Origin of the sequence: Prochlorococcus sp. MIT 1323 (assembly GCF_047304905.1) — a bacterium.
GTDB classification, from domain to species: domain Bacteria; phylum Cyanobacteriota; class Cyanobacteriia; order PCC-6307; family Cyanobiaceae; genus Prochlorococcus; species Prochlorococcus marinus_D.
The window spans coordinates 1,274,798-1,290,032 of sequence record NZ_CP138973.1; the positions used below are offsets into that span (position 1 = coordinate 1,274,798).

The following is a 15,235-nucleotide window of genomic DNA, read 5'->3' on the forward strand; positions in this document are numbered from 1 at the left end:
TCGTGTTGTTGATGCCATCTTTGGTGGCCAAATCACAATGGCATATCTGGCTGTGATTGATGCTGATTGGGGCCTAAGCCTGCATCAACCATCAACAGCAACGGCCAATGGCAGCCAATCAAGCTTTAATGGTTCCAGTCAAATCGCCTTTGCTGAGCTCGAACGTCAGGGCAGCAAAGGGTAAAGGAAAGGAATACAACATAAATTTCATTTAGTCATGTGTTCTTAACCTTAGAGATTGATGCTGTGGCAATGAGCCACAAGAAAGGAGTTGGCGATGGGACTCTCAATTGTTTCTATCAAAGGTTGATGCTGCTAATGGCTTCTTTGTCTACAAGTGGAGCTATTGGGAGCTGATGCTTGTTACGTAGATAATCAATCGTAGCAAAGTGCACTTTTTTATTGGCCAAATGTCTACGTAACATAGATGATTCTCGAACACGATATTCAAATGCGGGCTCAGGCGCATAGCAACTTTTCATACCTATTTTTAACCCTGACAGCAAAAGATCCCAATCTTCTAATGCAGTAAGAGTCTCGTCATAACCGCCACATTTTTCCCATAGATTACGCCGAATAATTGCACAGGCGTCAATTCTATTTGCCTTAATAAGCTCGTCAGCAGTTAGAGCCCCCGGGCGAAAACGTGCACGCACGGCTCCAAAATCGATTCGGTCTCCATAAAAAAAGTCTACTTCTAAATTTTTAGACATATACTCGAGGCCATCATTTAAATATATCCCCAACAAACGGTTATCATCATCCAAGGGGAGGATGAGTTCGGCCGTTGAAGCCTTGATCCCAGCATTTCGAGCAGCAGCAAGACCAGATTTATTTAGGCTAATGATTTGATAGCCCACCAACTTAAGTTTATCGAGAAGTTCAATCGAGCCGGCGAAGGTAGATCCATCATCAACGATGATGATTTCTATTTGTATGTTTTTTGGCCTATATCTCTCTATACTAGCAAGTGCTTCTAGTAGATAATGGCAAGGATTATATGTTGGTATGATAATACATAGCTCAGGCTTCTCTGGCTTCATTATATTGATTAATTTCATATAATTATTGTTGTCAGATGCCTCTAAATCACTTAGGTCGGCTTTGTCCTGTAATCTTTCCCATATTTCTACAAGATCTGGAAAAACCAGCTTGTATAGTGTTTCAATCGGGTCGGGCAATTTTATACTTTGCAAACGATTTGGACGAATCAATGAACCAAGTTCATTGCTGCTTTTTTCCGTATCTAAAGGCCAGTCCCAGCGGTCTTGAATAATGGATGCTAGATTGTCACTTTTAGCAGCTAGAGTTTCAGCGTGTAATAGTACACTACGTTCAGGTTCTGCCTCAACATACTCAACCAGTCGTTTATTGTAGAGTTTCCATATCGGAAGAATCATTTCAGGATTTGTTCGAAACTGATGATAATTCAAGCGTTGAAGGGCATCACTAATATCCCAAGGGGCACGATAAATAGCTATCAGTTTTAAACCCGGCCTAAGTTGCCTCCAAAAAGGCAAAATCAAGGTTGTGCGGGGATCCTTCCACCCCCATCTCAAATCACCTAAGGAGATTTGTCGTTGATTCAGTAGATTCTCTGCTTGAATTTTCCAGTTCGCTTGACCAAGACTGCTGATCGATTGTATTGGATTCCAGCCCCAATCATTCCAACCATTTGCATTTTCATTTAGTGAGCTAATAAACCACTTTCTTTGCAACTCTAGGAATTCCCTGTCTTCATAATACCCATCAGGATTATCAGCATCTGCAACATCATGATCAAGGCCATATGCAACACCTAGCTTGTTCAACATCCTTGCTAATAAGGATGTTCCACTACGGTGCATCCCCGCAATGACTATAGGATGGTTAGTCTTTTTAGTAATGCTTATACTTTCTGTTTTTAATGAATGAATTAAAGTATATTCATCCTGTAGACCTCGACGTTTTAATGCTGACCTGGCTGCCTTAATGGCTTCTTGATGTGTTGCTTTTCTTTTTAGTTGAGATTCACTTTCTGAATGTAAGCGATAACTATATAGAGGCTCTGCGATGTGCTGCGGTTCCGCAAGCTCACTGAGCTTTAAGCTTAGGTCATAGTCGCCAGCAAAACGAAAATTACTGTCGTAGCCACCAACTTTCAAATATGCAGATCTTCTCACTAACCGCATGTGAAATGTCATAAACTGTACAAGGTCCAGGTTCTTCTTCCATGGCCTCAATGCTCGCTGATCAACCCCAATCGTTTTGCCTGTCTTATCTATTAAATTGCATTGAGAATATAAGAATGGGCAGTTTAGGTTTTCATCAAGATATTGAACAGCCTTTTCAAGAGCTTGGTTGTGTAGCATGTCATCTGCATCAAGTTGTACCAAATAAGTTGCTTTGGTTTGACTAAAAATATGACGGTAGCTTCCAAACGTCCCAAGCTGTTTACCTTCAGGCATGACATGCAACCGAGGCTCATTAGACTCCAGTTCCGTAAGCCAAGTAAGATTTTCATTTGATATTGCATTGGGTCCATCTGGTCGGATTAGAATTTGCCAGTTTCTATATTTCTGTGCAAGTACTGATTCAACAGCATTTTTGATCCAGGCCAGAGGCTGGCGATACGTTGATATCCCTACGCAAACGTTGGCTTGATCTGTCTGGCTACTCTTGTCAGACTTCGTTGACATATAAACTTGCCTATTTTCGAATGCTAGAACTATAGCAACAGTATGCAACTGGCTCTGTGATGAATTAAGTTATTTTTTCAGCGTAAAGAAAATTGATTTCCTTTCATCTTTTGTTTTAGACATTCTTTAATGTCAAGCTCTTTCGCTCTATACACATGATTCAGCATTAGCTATGTCTAATCACTGGAACAATAGCTAATGTTGATGTGATCGCTGATGATGGTAATAGCGCCAGCAGTGATCACGATATTGCTGGCAAGTATTTCCAAGATCGGCTTACCGCTTAATAGATCAAAGCAGCCTTCAATAAAATTCAGGAATCAAAAGTGCTCATCTTTAATGGAGGAATGACGATGCCATTCGATTGACTCGGCTTGGGTGCTGAATAATGGCTAATTGAAGAGTCCTCAAAGCTGTGTCCATAGTTCAGCAGCTAGAGGTGGTCGCAAAGACTGACTTGCAAATGAACCAATATTCAGCGACAAAATAGCAATTCAGCTAATTTCATCCCTGACGAGGTTTCGCCCCATGCCTACTGATGAGATCAACACTCTCCAGCGGGATAAGGGTCTTATCACGGTGATGACCGAAGGGCCATTGGCCTTTCATCGCATCAGCAAGCCCCTGCAGCAACTCATCGAGCAAAACGGTTACAGGGAGGGTGCTCTGTTGCTGACCGGACTGCACACCACCACTGCCCTGATCGTGAATGAATGGGAAGAACGCCTGCTTGAAGACATCAAGCATTGGCTCAATCAATTGGCTCCAGCGGATCAGACCTGGAAACACAACGACCTTCATCTTCGCCCCAATATCCCTGAGGATGAACCGCGAAATGCGCATGCACACTTACAGGCGTTACTGCTCGGGAATCACCTCACGGTTTCTGTCCAGGATGCCCAACTCGTGCTAGGTCGATATCAAGACGTCATCCTGGTGGAGTTAGACGGTCCACGACGACGACAGGTTGGCGTGCGCTTTCTGGGTGCTTAAAAGTTTAAAACAATCCCTCACAATCAACCAGCCCCCCCCCAAAGTCTTTACACCACCCTGATTAACATCAACGCGATGAGTTAAGAGCCAAGAGTTGCTCCTGACCAGTGCATAACAAATGCGAGGGAAAGATTCTAAAAATAGGTACTTAAGAAGTATTTCCCCCTACCCAAGGCGTCACCTATTCACCTATATTCCCATGACAAATGGGTTTCAATTGTTTCACTCCTACCATGAAGAATTTCATGTGTACGTAATATTGATTATCTAGGTCGCCATCTGATTGGGAGCAGCCTTGCTAACTAAACCCAGGAAAATAAACACAACTGAGCTGTATCCAAGAGGATATTTGCTCTAATGTCTTTTTACTGTCAACACTCATGATGAACTTGCTCGCCACTGCAGGGCCTTTCGGCATCTCGCCTTCAGCTGATCAGCTCATGGTGATCAACCTTTCCGCAATCCTGGTGGGCACCACATTCAATGCTCCCCAGAAGGTCATCAAATGGGGCGGGCTGGTCGTCGCTGTCGTGACTGCAACCTGTGCACTCTGGTGCGGACACTAAGAACTCGGCAGCTTTTCAGCTTGAGGTCAGCATTGACTTCTCGGCGAAACTCAGCCATCAGGCAAGGCACCAAGCTCATGAAGGGCCTCAAGGTGCTCGTCCATCACGCTGACCCATCGCAGCAGCGACGATGGATGGCAAGAAGAAAAACTGCTTTGTGTGACCACCTCAATACCACCCTGTTTAACAAGAGCGGACAAGACTGTGAATGCTCTTGGTTGATCCCTTGAAGAGGCAAGAATCTGTCAAAAGCGGTGGATCACGAAAACAAAAAGTCGACACCGCTATAGGGGAAAAACAATAAAAAAAGCCCCGCTTTAAAAGCGGAGCTTTTGAGTGATATCAAGGCTAATTAAATCCAGTAATGATACTTCTGAGAGATTGATTGATCCAATCAGTCCCAATGAAAAGTGGCAATCAACTTAGATCTAACTGCTCATGCGAGCAACCAAGAAGAAAATTGGCGAGCAATCAACCAATCAACCACCAGACCTAGAGAGTTGCCGACCCAACTGGTCTAGGACGAGCAATCCAAGGATGAGCATAAATAGGCCAACAGCCAAGGAGGGGCCAACCAGGCCGCGAGCTACCTCTACCACCGTCACAACGCTAGCCAGCAGCACAATGCCCACCAGCCATGGAGTGCCTGTGCCCCAACCTCTCAGAGAGCCATACACCCCTGAAGAGGGCAAGATATAACCAGTGAGGATAAGGCCAACGATCACGAAGACACATACCAAATAGAACTGCCAACCGAGAGTCCCGGTAAGGACGATGACAGGGGAGCCGAAACTGCCAAGAACTGGAGGCATAATTTTTTAGCAGCCTTTACTTGAAGACGCCGAACCTTACCACATTTAGAAAAAATGAAGCTGGACTCCGCTAAAAATTACAACAGTCGCCATTCCTGCCGGAATTCCTGATCAGACAATCTGACCAGTTTGATGTGATAGCAATAGATCTACACAGATTTTCTTTCGCCATCTCTACCTCAAAGCAAAAGCCTGCGAAGGCTTGGCTTCGAATTTAGCATGCACTTTATATCATCATATCACAAGCTTCGCAGGTCAAAAGATATCCCTAAATGACCAAGAGAATGAGGCTGGACGTGCGGGATTCCAGGGAGAATAGATGAATTGAACAAGAGCAGTAAGTCAAACAATCATCACAATCCCAAGCCAATCTCTACTGGCTTATTATTACTTTTTCTTTCTACAGTCACGTCAAAAAGGCTCTTAATAAGTCGCCTAAATATTCGACCTCCGAAGCAGATTTTCGCCAATCGATTAAATTAGGAAAGTCGTCTTGACTTGTGAAGGCAGGCGTTCTTAATGGATGGAAGTCCATTGAGAAAGAGACCTACACCAAAATTTGATTGCTCTAAGGCAGAGCTCGCAGGCCTAGCTCTATCAACGACAGATCACGACTCAACACCATGCGACTTGGACATGATCGCCATGCAGAGCATGATCTCTTTCAAAGGAGATGGCAGCTGCCAGTTAAAAGAATTCCTACCTGCAAGACGGGTGCATCCAGCAATCGATACCAGATCCCCGATAGGGTCAGATCTCAGAGCCTGATCAGATCATGAACCTGGCAGCGACCTATTTTGGTGCCAACGGTTGGTTGCTGGAGTTTGGTGCCTGCAGGGTATTAGTGGATCCCTGGCTCACCGGCCAACTCTCCTTCCCACCAGGCCCCTGGTTGCTGAATGGCCGGCTGCCCCGCGACTGGGCTGTGCCTGACAACCTTGATCTGCTGCTTTTAAGCCAAGGTTTACCAGATCATGCCCACCCAGAAACACTGCAGCTTCTTCCCAGGGATCTCAAGATCGTTGGCTCCCCCTCGGCCGCAAAACTAGTTGGGCGCTTGGGGTTTACACAAGTAACGCCATTGCATCCTGGAGAGAGCACCAACATCGCTGGACTCACCATCCGCGCGACCGCTGGAGCCATGGTGCCCTCGATCGAAAACGGTTATTTCATCAGCCATGCTGACGGCAAGATCTACCTTGAACCTCATGGTTTTCTCGACAGCAAAATCGAATCACAATCCGTTGATGCGGTGATCACCCCGGTGGTTGATCTTGGTCTGCCTCTTGCAGGGGCTTTTGTGAAAGGCCGTCAAGTTCTTCCTGAATTGCTCAAAAGATTTGAGCCAAGCACCGTCCTTGCTAGCACTGCTGGAGGGAATGTTCGCTTCGAGGGGCTGCTGAGCAGCTTTATGCAGATGGAGGGATCAGCAAAAGATGTTGCCGAAATGCTGCCCGCTCAGGTCAAGTTCATTGACCCAGAACCCGGCAAACGCTACGCCCTTACCTCCAAGCAATTTCTGACTTAACCACCTAGCTCATGAGCCCCGTCAGCAAGCTCAAGAGAATCTCAAGCTGAAAGATTGAAGCCATGACTAAGACAGAAGAAGTTGATGTTGGCAATCAATCTTTCTTTCAGGCCAGAGGCTTCTGAAAGGTGTCTCGACTCTAGATAAGCAAAGCAGGAATCTCTGGAGCATGTCCTGAAAACGAGGGAGTTATTTAGATCTGAGCTTTAACGCTGCGAAAACTGGCTGAAGCGGATGCTGAGCCTCGGCACAGGGATAGACATGATTCATCTCATTCAAGTTTCCTTGCTCTGAAGAGCACAATCCACATCAGGATTATGGTGTTAATAGCAAACTATTTTCTAAAAGGATCATCTGCTGTTTCTTGAACGTCAACGCAATTTTGATAGCCCATTTTGATTTTTTTGCCCGCACAAAAAAAGACCCGGATCAAAAATGCGGGTCTTTGAATACAAATTGATTATTCAAACTAGAGACTCAGCCACCGTGGCAGGAGAAGGCACCCATCAAGAAGTTGTGAACGCCTGGCACTGTGCGATCCAAGCCATAAATGAAGAGAGTCGAAGCAAAAAGCGTGGCCAATGTCTTCTGAGCCCAGTTGAGGCCTGAACTTCTTGAGAGTGCAGAATTCATTGATCGCAAAAGCAAGCTTGCATCAAGAATAGCGCCTTTTCATGCTTTCGCTGTTGCAAACATGAATTGAAGTACAAGCCTCATTGATGAGCCCAGCCCCGCAAAGCGCCAAGAAACCACAAGGGAACAGAACAGCTCGACTCAAGCCAGGCAAAGCATGGTTGGCGCGGTTAGCAAGCAGCGAAGGATCACAAGGCTTAAACGGCGACACACTCAGCACTTGCATGGAAATACAACAGCTGTGGCTTATTCATTCAGATTTAAACATCAGTGTTTTCTCCACAAGACTGGTATCCATAAGAGGGATTGGGCTGCTTGCTATTCCGAAAAATTCCAGGTAATCAGCCCAATCGCTGTCAAGAACCAAAGCGCTACCACAAATGCCCCAAAAGCCCAACTCCCTCCTCTGCCAACGGCCCACAGCCAAACAAAGAGGCCGATAAACGCCAACACAATTTGAATCAAAATGTCTTGCTCAACAGGCAACGCAAGGAGCAGATCTTTGAACATGGATCAACAAGTAGATCACAGCTTCCATCATTAACAAGTGTCGACGGTGGAAGGAGGCAGGAAAAGAGTTTTAACCCTTAAAAATCATTATAGCATCAGCTCACCAGACTTGAAAGGGAAGATCATTAAGGGGGCCCATGATTATCAGCGAACCGAGTATGCAAATACCCTGTATTTTGCAGGCATGCTGTAAGTCATTAATCAACAAAATTATAGTTTTTCATAGAGCTAATCGCGGGCAAGAGGCTCAATACTGAAAGTCAATAGACAAGCGGGAAAGGTTCTTTAGAGCCATTGGCAAATTAGACTAGACGCTGCGAACCATTGCATTGCCTTGATACAGATCTATTACAATTCACAAACTTAGAGATTAGTCAAGCAGCAACAAAAGATGTGATTACTCCAAAAGCTGTGTATGAACTGCTTCCTATCTGCAACGAAATAAAAAACAAAGTCTTCTCAGCTATAGCTCAAAGAATAGGAACCCTAATGTTTCTATGGCCAGCTTTGCCAAGCCCTGCTGCAAGGATCAGTGAGCAAGGCTTCTGCTGCATCCACCCTGGGCTACCAAGAAGCGCACGAGGGTCAAGACAATATTTACGCTGACGGTCAGGGTTAACTGGGTAACAATAAAGACGATTAAAAGCAATTCAAGAGATCACTAGTTCTGCTCTCTTAGATCACAGGCCTCGACAACTGTTGCTGACCTCCTCCAGCATGATCACAGCATCATCACCACGTCCAGCTCGAAGTTGACTCATGATCACATCGGCTTGCAAGCCAAGCAGCAAGGTCTGACAGGGATAGTTGCTCTGAGCGCCTGCACGTCTCTGCAGGGCTTCCGCCCGCAGCAACGCGGCTTGGCATGCGTTGAGCTGACCAGACTGAAAGCATGCGAGTGCTAGCGGCCTGAGGCCTGGAAGCTCAGCCGCTCTTACAGGAATCATCCCTAGGAGTGGAAGAAAGCCACAGAGCACAAGCTGCAGCAAGAGGCAGCATCTCTGCGACTCCTGCCCTGAAAGCGACATGATTACTTCGCAAGAACGGTGCTTATTTCAACGCAAATGCATGGGTCAATCACAAATTCTCAAAAGTAATTTGCATGCCGCTCATCAAGAAAGTTCCTTTTCCTGCAGTTGATTTGGCCTAATTGCAGCAGCTGTTCAACACCATCAAAATGATTAATCAATTGGTTTTTAGATCCCAGTGCAGCCTTCCATTCGCCTCTCCTTATCGTTCACTGGTTTTGCTGCACTCGCTCTAGCCAATACTCCTCTACGACCTGCTGCTGCTCAGGACGCAGGCAATGCAGCAGATCTGGGGGTGATGGAGATCAACCTCAAAGACGCTGTGCAGTTCAACTGGGGTTTTCAAGGTGCATTGCATCGAAGCGTTGTCTGCAACACCAGCCAATCGGGATGCAATCGGTAGGCATTGCTGATGTGACTACTTAAGCCAACATCCTTAATGCCTCGAATGAGCAGTGGCGTTTTAGTCCTGTAATTACCGCACTAATGGCTTTAAACAACATCCGATTCCTGGCAACTGCTTGCCAATTAGATACTTAGACTGCCATGCAGTTAATCGCAACCAACTCTAGTATCATTGTCTTGAAACCATAAAACTAGTTATCAACTTCTCAGCTCTAACCAATATTCTTACCCTCTCAACAGATCATCAGAAGCTGATCTGAATATAACTATCTCTGATTCCATTAATCCTAGGGGAAGGAACTTCTCGGGAACCTGTGACCAAGTTCTCAGCCTGAACAGACAACAGAGCGGTATTGAGCTATAGAAAATTTAGCAGTCAAAATATGATGACAGAAAAACGAACACTCTTCATACAATCTATTTCTCATTGATTAAGGCCCCAATAGAGGAGTAGCATCGAGACACGACACTCCTCACACAAGTTTGTCGTTATAGGGCGCTGCTCGATGAGGGCGCCTTTTTCATGGTTTTGACGTGCCTAGCAATGAGCCTCAGAGGATGGAGTGACGTCAGCTGTGTGTTTAGTCTTGCTCTTCCTCTACAGCATCAAGTACACGCGATGCCCATATCGCATCAATGATCGCTAGCAGGGAACCGGATGCATAGAACACACGCCAGAATTGTTCATCAGACATGACCGAGAGGATGAGCATGAGCACGCACAGCACAACATCGATCACAACCGCACGCCAGATCATCCTTGGTTCCCAAAAGGGCTTTTTGTCCACTTAGTTCCTGTATTTGTTATCTGGGCTTACGGGGTTAACCACCTTGGTATCACAGGTGAAACCTCCATCTGCGTTGGCAGTGCAGTTCTCTGCATCAATGCTGGTCTGTTCATTCACCAGCGGCTGGTTGCTCTTGCGCCGGAAGTACACCTCACTCTCTTGAGACTGTGAAACCAATTGCTCAGACTGATTGCTGCATGCCATCGCAGGGGTGCACATCAGAACTGCAGCCGCTGCAGCGGTTGTCAACGAGCGAACCATGTCTTGGTGATTGCGTCAGGCGCAGCCTAGTGACGATTCAACGGAGACGGAAAGCGGTCACAGTGTCAATTTTGGTCAGACAAAAGAACCAGAATCCTGTTAAAGGTCGTGAGCAAACCGGCTGCCCCTTTGTTAACGGTGGAGTGCACCCCCCTAATCGCTACGCATCTCAGGGAAACAGCTGGTAATTCGGATCAGTTCCCTTACTTCCTCTTGATCGTATGAAGACAAGGTTCTCCCAGGTACCCCACTGCCTTCTACTAGCCCTGCCGCTTTCATTTTTTTCCTGATCAGAGCTTTCCTCTCAGAACTCGTCATCGCTTTGAAGCGTGCTCTTCTCTCTTGTTGACCCATAGGGTGTAGACCTCAGCAGTGACGGGAGACAGGTCTTCTCTCTGTATACGGTGGCATTCAAATCAAAAGGCTTCTCCTTCAGGCATCCCACACCAAACCAATACCCCCGATAACGAATCGAGCGGGTAAGGGCTGGATTCAGCAGCCAGGATGGCATTGCATTGCTATATCTAGAAGTGCTGTTTAAGCATGGGTGAGCTGGATGATTCTCCACTACCTTCTTTTTGATATCCCTCCTTTCTTTTGGAACGTTCTTCTTGCAGGCTCAATAGTGTTATTTGGTGCAACGTGTTCCCGCATCCTGTATGTGAAGACAGCACACCTCTACCCACCAAAAAAGCAAAGGGCTTAAAGCCATTAGAAGAGTAATCATTGAATACTAAGGTGGGTTGATGCCTAGATCAGGCTTAGCAGCCCACTGCAGCAAAACGAATTTCAAGAAAACACACTAGAGAAGTTCCTTAGACTCAACGTTTTTGCTTATACGCTGGTGTTCAAAACACATAGAGGACCGTTGGCGGACCTCCTAAGTCACTTTTAACAAGAATGTCGCATCCATCTGAATCATCTGCTTCTCGCTGGGTAACAACAGTCGATGAGTTTGAGAAGCTGGCGGATTATTCTCTGATGGATAGCTTAAATGCTGACCCTGATTCCACGGTAGATGGTGATGATCACCTTGCCCGACAAGTTTTTTCTGGTCATTTCGTACCTGTAACACCAACGCCGCTTAAAAACCCAGAATATGTAACTCATAGCAGCACATTTTTTAATGAACTTGGCTTGAGCAACGAGCTGGCATTTAATGAAAATTTTTGCAAGTTATTTTCAGGTGATCTCTCTGCTACGCGTGAGCCTATGCGACAGGTTGGCTGGGCAACTGGTTATGCACTATCAATTTATGGCAGAGAATACACCCAACAATGTCCATTTGGCACTGGTAATGGATATGGCGATGGCCGAGCGATATCTGTATTTGAAGGAATCATTAATGGCAAACGCTGGGAAATGCAATTAAAAGGTGGTGGTCCAACGCCTTACTGCCGTGGTGCCGACGGACGCGCAGTACTACGTTCAAGTGTGCGTGAATTTCTAGCGCAAGAATATATGCAGGCTTTAGGTGTTCCAACATCGCGTTCGTTAACACTCTATGTTTCTAAATCTGAGACAATCACCCGCCCTTGGTATTCTCAACACTCCCAATCCACCGACCCTGATATTTTGGTGGAGAATCCTGTAGCAATTTCAACTCGCGTCGCACCATCCTTTTTGCGAGTTGGTCAACTAGAATTATTTGCGCGTCGCGCTCGCAGCAATACTCATCCAAGAGCATTAGAAGAGTTGCGCATGATTGTGTCGCATTTAATTGAACGAGAATACAAAAATGACATTAATCAAACCCTTTCTTTTACAGTTCAATTGGTGGAGTTGGCGCGGCTATTTCGTGATCGCCTTACTTTATTGGTAGCAAATTGGCTCCGCATTGGCTATTGCCAAGGCAATTTCAACAGTGACAATTGCGCCGCGGGTGGCTTCACCCTCGACTATGGACCATTTGGATTTTGTGAAATCTTTGATCCTAAATTTCAGCCTTGGACTGGCGGCGGCAAACACTTTTCATACTTCAATCAACCAATCGCGGCGGAAGCAAATTATCATATGTTTTGGAAAGCTTTAAGGCCGCTACTTGAAGAAGATGCTAAAGCCATAAAAGAGTTTGACCAAGTTCGTGATGGCTTTGAACAAGCCATGGATAAACAAATCCAAAAAATGTGGGCAGCCAAGCTTGGCTTAACAAAATATAACTCCAAGCTCTTAGAGAAATTATCGCAGTTAATGCTCGAGTCACAGGTAGATTACACGATCTTCTTTCGCGAGCTATCTCATATACCAAATGATTTATCAGCATTAAAAAAGAGCTTCTACATCCAAACTTCACAACAAATCGATGAGCAATGGCAATCTTGGCTGCAAAGCTGGCGCGAGCACGTCATCAACAATGGCAATTCAACAGAGACATCAAAAATCATGAAACTGACCAATCCAAAATATACATGGCGAGAGTGGTTAATTGCCCCTGCCTATCAGCAGGCCGAAGAGAGCGACTATTCCTTAGTGAAAGAGTTACAAGAAGTGCTAAGCCATCCATATGATGAGCAATCAAAAGAAATAGAAGATAAATACTATCGCCTAAAACCTAAGGCATTCTTTAATGCTGGTGGCATATCGCACTATAGCTGTTCATCTTGAGGTCGAAAAAAGCTGAAGCATTGGAATAATAAATATTAGCCAAAAAGCTTTAGTCATTGACTCACAAAAAGCAGTGACTTCATTATCAGTGCGCTGATGGATCTCGGCCCAGAATTGAAAGTCTATTCAAGTCATTGATAGGTAGCCGCCCAAGCAGAAAATGAAATCTCCTGATCAGTTGAATCATCTAGCAGTAATGGGGCCAATCACATTGCTATTAGTTCGATTCACATTCCCATCACTTGTAGAAACAGTCAGGACGGCCATCAGAGAACGTCCTAGATCGTTGCTTCCAAGCTGATAGGTGGTTTCAGAAGCGTTCGCTACAAGCTGCCAATGTCCGTTACCTTTGCGGCGATACCAGTTAATGTGAACCGATTCAATGGCGTCACCATCCAGTATGAGGTCCGCCTTCAGCAGTTCTCCTTCAAGAGCATCTCCTTCCAAAACAAAACGACTTAAACCCTCGATGTTTTGTTCGACCTGCTCTTCAGACTTTTGATCCTCTGAAATGCGGCCTTCTAAAACATGAATCTGTTCCTGAGGGGAAGCAGTTAGCCCAGGAACGCACTGAAGACTGCCATTCTCAAGTCGGCATCCGGGCAGCATGCCCTGTGCCTGAGCTCCCTGCCATCCCAGGCTTAAAGCCACCAAAGACATAAGGGAAACGCACTTTGTGCGAGAGGTGGGGCTCATTGATTCCAACTGAATGTCACTTCACGTTGGCAGCCCCAAGCCGATGGTCAATGCCTTCTCATCAACTGATGCCAGATGATTGCCCCGTAAGCACATCACACCAACCAGCGCCCTCTGATTGAGCGAAGATCGAGAATCCAATGCCATCGCGACTCACCTGGCGAGGCACTCTTCTTCTTGCTTCTAGTTCTTTCTTGCAGTTGCTCACAAGCGTTTTGAAAATCCGGCCAACCTAGTGGCAATTAGAAACACCCTTGGCGTGCATAGAGATACCACTGGCTAAAGCGTTTAAAGCGCTTGATCGCTCCACTGAGCGTTGCCAATAACATCAAGAAACTAGAGCTCAATTGACTGAAGCTCTCAGCTCATACTTGTCTTAATGCACAACATTGATGTTTTGATCAACCTTCCCCTTTCTTAAGGGAGCTGCATAGTCTTAATCGCTTGCAAAAGCTTAAATAATCTCGATCAGCTCACCACAGGAGCAGCAATAGGAGTCTTGATCGTCTGTTCTGCTTGAAGATCTCCACCTGGAGACTGCAGCGCGTAACCAGTGTTCAGCTCTTCTATGACGCTCCCCTGGCCAAGACAGTCTAAGCAGGTACGAAACCTCAGGTGACTGATGCGTTGAATGCCACTACCTCCGCAGTTAGGGCAGATCGACATTGATTGCTTGCATTAAGTGGCTGTTTATTTTCATACATTTATGCGCTTGTGATCCCGAAGGCTTCGTTAAGAATTAGAGCCGTTGTGCCTTTAAGGTTTCAGCACGCTTTTCAAAACCCCCTCCTTCTTCTTCAACTCACTCAATAACTCCCCTGCCGTGAGTTCAGCACCAAAAGGGACAAGGCTCTGGCTAGCAGCAAGCAAGCCCACCACATGAGAAGGCCCCAGTCCCTCGGAACGCAGGCTGTCCAAACCAGCATGTCCCTCTCGCTTGGCCAACTTTCGGCCTTGCTCATCACACAACAAGGGCACGTGGCGATAGATCACAGGCCGCTCTGAAATCGCATTAATCAAAGCAAGCTGAGCATTCATGGCGTCAAGCAAGTCTTCACCGCGTACCACCTCGCTAATCCCGAGAGTCAGTTCATCAACAACCGTCGCCAAGTGATAAGCGATAAAACCATCAGCGCGCCGCAAAATCACGTCTCCACTGGTATGGGAGAACTCTTTGCTCACCCTTAAACGCCAACTGGGCAGCCTGCCCTCATGCCACCCCCAAAACAGCTCCAAATCTCGACACGTGCCTGGGTAAACCAAGTGCCGCCCAGCTGGTGCTGAGATGTCAGCCAACATTCGCCGGCTACATCGACAGGCATACAACTTCCCCTGGCGCCGCAGAGCCGAGAGGAAAGAGTTGTAAAGCCCACGGCGGCGGCTCTGAAACACCACGGGGCCATCCCAATCAAGGCCTAGCCAGTGCAAATCCTGCTGCAGGCTCTCAACCGCTCCCACACGATTGCGAGGCTGATCCAGGTCATCCACCCGCAAAAGCCAAGCCCCATTAGCCAAACGCGCTTGCAACCAAGACACCAGAGCAGTGCACAGATTGCCCAGGTGTAATGGTCCCGTCGGAGACGGGGCAAACCGGCCGCGATAGCCCTGATTCCTAAGGTGCTGCCCAGCTTCCATCTGCTCATACAGATGATCAGGCAGTTCAGAGGATGTGGCCATTGAATCAATGGAAGGAGCCCTGACTCAGTAGGCCCACAAATAAAAGGCGGCCGTGA

General features: G+C 46.4%; 18 protein-coding genes. 6 read left to right on the plus strand and 12 right to left on the minus strand.

Annotated elements, in window-relative coordinates; genetic code table 11:
• Positions 1–37 precede the first annotated feature (37 nt).
• Positions 38–184, plus strand: a complete 147-nt coding sequence (locus SIB68_RS06280; protein ID WP_155724891.1) for a hypothetical protein — start codon at positions 38–40, stop codon at positions 182–184.
• Positions 185–299: 115 nt separating this feature from the next.
• Here SIB68_RS06280 and SIB68_RS06285 read toward each other — a convergent pair whose 3' ends face one another.
• Positions 300–2,678 (minus strand): glycosyltransferase, encoded by a 2,379-nt coding sequence (locus tag SIB68_RS06285; RefSeq protein WP_155724892.1) that lies wholly within the window; start codon positions 2,676–2,678, stop codon positions 300–302.
• A gap of 528 nt (positions 2,679–3,206) precedes the next feature.
• On the opposite strand from SIB68_RS06285, the gene SIB68_RS06290 reads away from it, so the two are divergent.
• Positions 3,207–3,671: a secondary thiamine-phosphate synthase enzyme YjbQ gene (locus tag SIB68_RS06290; RefSeq protein WP_063399416.1), complete on the plus strand. Its 465-nt coding sequence runs from the start codon at positions 3,207–3,209 to the stop codon at positions 3,669–3,671.
• A gap of 383 nt (positions 3,672–4,054) precedes the next feature.
• Positions 4,055–4,237 carry a hypothetical protein gene (locus SIB68_RS06295; RefSeq protein ID WP_063399417.1) on the plus strand — a complete coding sequence of 61 codons (183 nt, stop codon included), beginning with the start codon at positions 4,055–4,057 and terminating at the stop codon, positions 4,235–4,237.
• Positions 4,238–4,287: 50 nt separating this feature from the next.
• On the opposite strand, the gene SIB68_RS06300 is transcribed toward SIB68_RS06295, so the two are convergent.
• Both SIB68_RS06300 and SIB68_RS06305 read right to left on the minus strand, forming a co-directional pair.
• Positions 4,288–4,437, minus strand: coding sequence for a hypothetical protein (locus tag SIB68_RS06300; RefSeq protein ID WP_155724893.1), 150 nt, complete (start codon positions 4,435–4,437; stop codon positions 4,288–4,290).
• A gap of 279 nt (positions 4,438–4,716) precedes the next feature.
• The gene (locus SIB68_RS06305) at positions 4,717–5,049 is read right to left on the minus strand and encodes a hypothetical protein (RefSeq protein ID WP_011825262.1); all 333 of its coding nucleotides are present in this window, start codon (positions 5,047–5,049) and stop codon (positions 4,717–4,719) included.
• Positions 5,050–5,824: 775 nt separating this feature from the next.
• On the opposite strand from SIB68_RS06305, the gene SIB68_RS06310 reads away from it, so the two are divergent.
• Entirely contained in the window at positions 5,825–6,577 is a 753-nt protein-coding gene (locus tag SIB68_RS06310; protein WP_063399418.1) for an MBL fold metallo-hydrolase, read from the plus strand.
• Positions 6,578–7,054: 477 nt separating this feature from the next.
• Here SIB68_RS06310 and SIB68_RS06315 read toward each other — a convergent pair whose 3' ends face one another.
• The 3 genes from SIB68_RS06315 to SIB68_RS06325 form a co-directional block, all read right to left on the minus strand.
• Positions 7,055–7,210, minus strand: coding sequence for a hypothetical protein (locus SIB68_RS06315; RefSeq protein WP_196757079.1), 156 nt, complete (start codon positions 7,208–7,210; stop codon positions 7,055–7,057).
• A 318-nt stretch (positions 7,211–7,528) separates the two neighbouring features.
• Positions 7,529–7,720 (minus strand): hypothetical protein, encoded by a 192-nt coding sequence (locus SIB68_RS06320; RefSeq protein WP_063399419.1) that lies wholly within the window; start codon positions 7,718–7,720, stop codon positions 7,529–7,531.
• 680 nt (positions 7,721–8,400) lie between these two features.
• Positions 8,401–8,748: a hypothetical protein gene (locus tag SIB68_RS06325; RefSeq protein WP_063399420.1), complete on the minus strand. Its 348-nt coding sequence runs from the start codon at positions 8,746–8,748 to the stop codon at positions 8,401–8,403.
• Positions 8,749–8,926: 178 nt separating this feature from the next.
• Between SIB68_RS06325 and SIB68_RS06330 the strand changes: the two genes are divergently transcribed.
• Positions 8,927–9,151, plus strand: coding sequence for a hypothetical protein (locus tag SIB68_RS06330; RefSeq protein ID WP_063399421.1), 225 nt, complete (start codon positions 8,927–8,929; stop codon positions 9,149–9,151).
• 583 nt (positions 9,152–9,734) lie between these two features.
• Here SIB68_RS06330 and SIB68_RS06335 read toward each other — a convergent pair.
• Positions 9,735–9,941 carry a hypothetical protein gene (locus SIB68_RS06335; RefSeq protein WP_063399422.1) on the minus strand — a complete coding sequence of 69 codons (207 nt, stop codon included), beginning with the start codon at positions 9,939–9,941 and terminating at the stop codon, positions 9,735–9,737.
• Positions 9,942–10,202, minus strand: coding sequence for a hypothetical protein (locus SIB68_RS06340; protein ID WP_063399423.1), 261 nt, complete (start codon positions 10,200–10,202; stop codon positions 9,942–9,944).
• 900 nt (positions 10,203–11,102) lie between these two features.
• On the opposite strand from SIB68_RS06340, the gene SIB68_RS06345 reads away from it, so the two are divergent.
• Entirely contained in the window at positions 11,103–12,806 is a 1,704-nt protein-coding gene (locus SIB68_RS06345) for a protein adenylyltransferase SelO (protein ID WP_063399425.1), read from the plus strand.
• A 183-nt stretch (positions 12,807–12,989) separates the two neighbouring features.
• On the opposite strand, the gene SIB68_RS06350 is transcribed toward SIB68_RS06345, so the two are convergent.
• The 4 genes from SIB68_RS06350 to gluQRS form a co-directional block, all read right to left on the minus strand.
• Positions 12,990–13,502 (minus strand): hypothetical protein, encoded by a 513-nt coding sequence (locus tag SIB68_RS06350; protein ID WP_063399426.1) that lies wholly within the window; start codon positions 13,500–13,502, stop codon positions 12,990–12,992.
• Positions 13,503–13,563: 61 nt separating this feature from the next.
• Entirely contained in the window at positions 13,564–13,710 is a 147-nt protein-coding gene (locus SIB68_RS06355) for a hypothetical protein (RefSeq protein ID WP_155724895.1), read from the minus strand.
• Between the two features lie 260 nt (positions 13,711–13,970).
• Complete coding sequence (locus SIB68_RS06360; protein ID WP_063399427.1) at positions 13,971–14,168, minus strand: hypothetical protein; 198 nt, start codon at positions 14,166–14,168, stop codon at positions 13,971–13,973.
• Positions 14,169–14,258: 90 nt separating this feature from the next.
• The gene (gluQRS, locus tag SIB68_RS06365; protein WP_063399428.1) at positions 14,259–15,179 is read right to left on the minus strand and encodes a tRNA glutamyl-Q(34) synthetase GluQRS; all 921 of its coding nucleotides are present in this window, start codon (positions 15,177–15,179) and stop codon (positions 14,259–14,261) included.
• Positions 15,180–15,235 lie beyond the last annotated feature (56 nt).

What these genes read in the sequence shown, in the direction of transcription:
- SIB68_RS06325 (WP_063399420.1), bottom strand. Translation starts at nt 8,748, where the DNA reads ATGTCGCTTTCAGGGCAGGAGTCGCAGAGATGCTGCCTCTTGCTGCAG.
- SIB68_RS06310 (WP_063399418.1), top strand. Translation starts at nt 5,825, where the DNA reads ATGAACCTGGCAGCGACCTATTTTGGTGCCAACGGTTGGTTGCTGGAG.
- SIB68_RS06350 (WP_063399426.1), bottom strand. Translation starts at nt 13,502, where the DNA reads ATGAGCCCCACCTCTCGCACAAAGTGCGTTTCCCTTATGTCTTTGGTG.
- SIB68_RS06305 (WP_011825262.1), bottom strand. Translation starts at nt 5,049, where the DNA reads ATGCCTCCAGTTCTTGGCAGTTTCGGCTCCCCTGTCATCGTCCTTACC.
- SIB68_RS06280 (WP_155724891.1), top strand. Translation starts at nt 38, where the DNA reads ATGGCATATCTGGCTGTGATTGATGCTGATTGGGGCCTAAGCCTGCAT.
- SIB68_RS06285 (WP_155724892.1), bottom strand. Translation starts at nt 2,678, where the DNA reads ATGTCAACGAAGTCTGACAAGAGTAGCCAGACAGATCAAGCCAACGTT.
- SIB68_RS06340 (WP_063399423.1), bottom strand. Translation starts at nt 10,202, where the DNA reads ATGGTTCGCTCGTTGACAACCGCTGCAGCGGCTGCAGTTCTGATGTGC.
- SIB68_RS06290 (WP_063399416.1), top strand. Translation starts at nt 3,207, where the DNA reads ATGCCTACTGATGAGATCAACACTCTCCAGCGGGATAAGGGTCTTATC.
- SIB68_RS06315 (WP_196757079.1), bottom strand. Translation starts at nt 7,210, where the DNA reads ATGAATTCTGCACTCTCAAGAAGTTCAGGCCTCAACTGGGCTCAGAAG.
- SIB68_RS06295 (WP_063399417.1), top strand. Translation starts at nt 4,055, where the DNA reads ATGAACTTGCTCGCCACTGCAGGGCCTTTCGGCATCTCGCCTTCAGCT.
- SIB68_RS06320 (WP_063399419.1), bottom strand. Translation starts at nt 7,720, where the DNA reads ATGTTCAAAGATCTGCTCCTTGCGTTGCCTGTTGAGCAAGACATTTTG.
- gluQRS (WP_063399428.1), bottom strand. Translation starts at nt 15,179, where the DNA reads ATGGCCACATCCTCTGAACTGCCTGATCATCTGTATGAGCAGATGGAA.
- SIB68_RS06345 (WP_063399425.1), top strand. Translation starts at nt 11,103, where the DNA reads ATGTCGCATCCATCTGAATCATCTGCTTCTCGCTGGGTAACAACAGTC.
- SIB68_RS06360 (WP_063399427.1), bottom strand. Translation starts at nt 14,168, where the DNA reads ATGTCGATCTGCCCTAACTGCGGAGGTAGTGGCATTCAACGCATCAGT.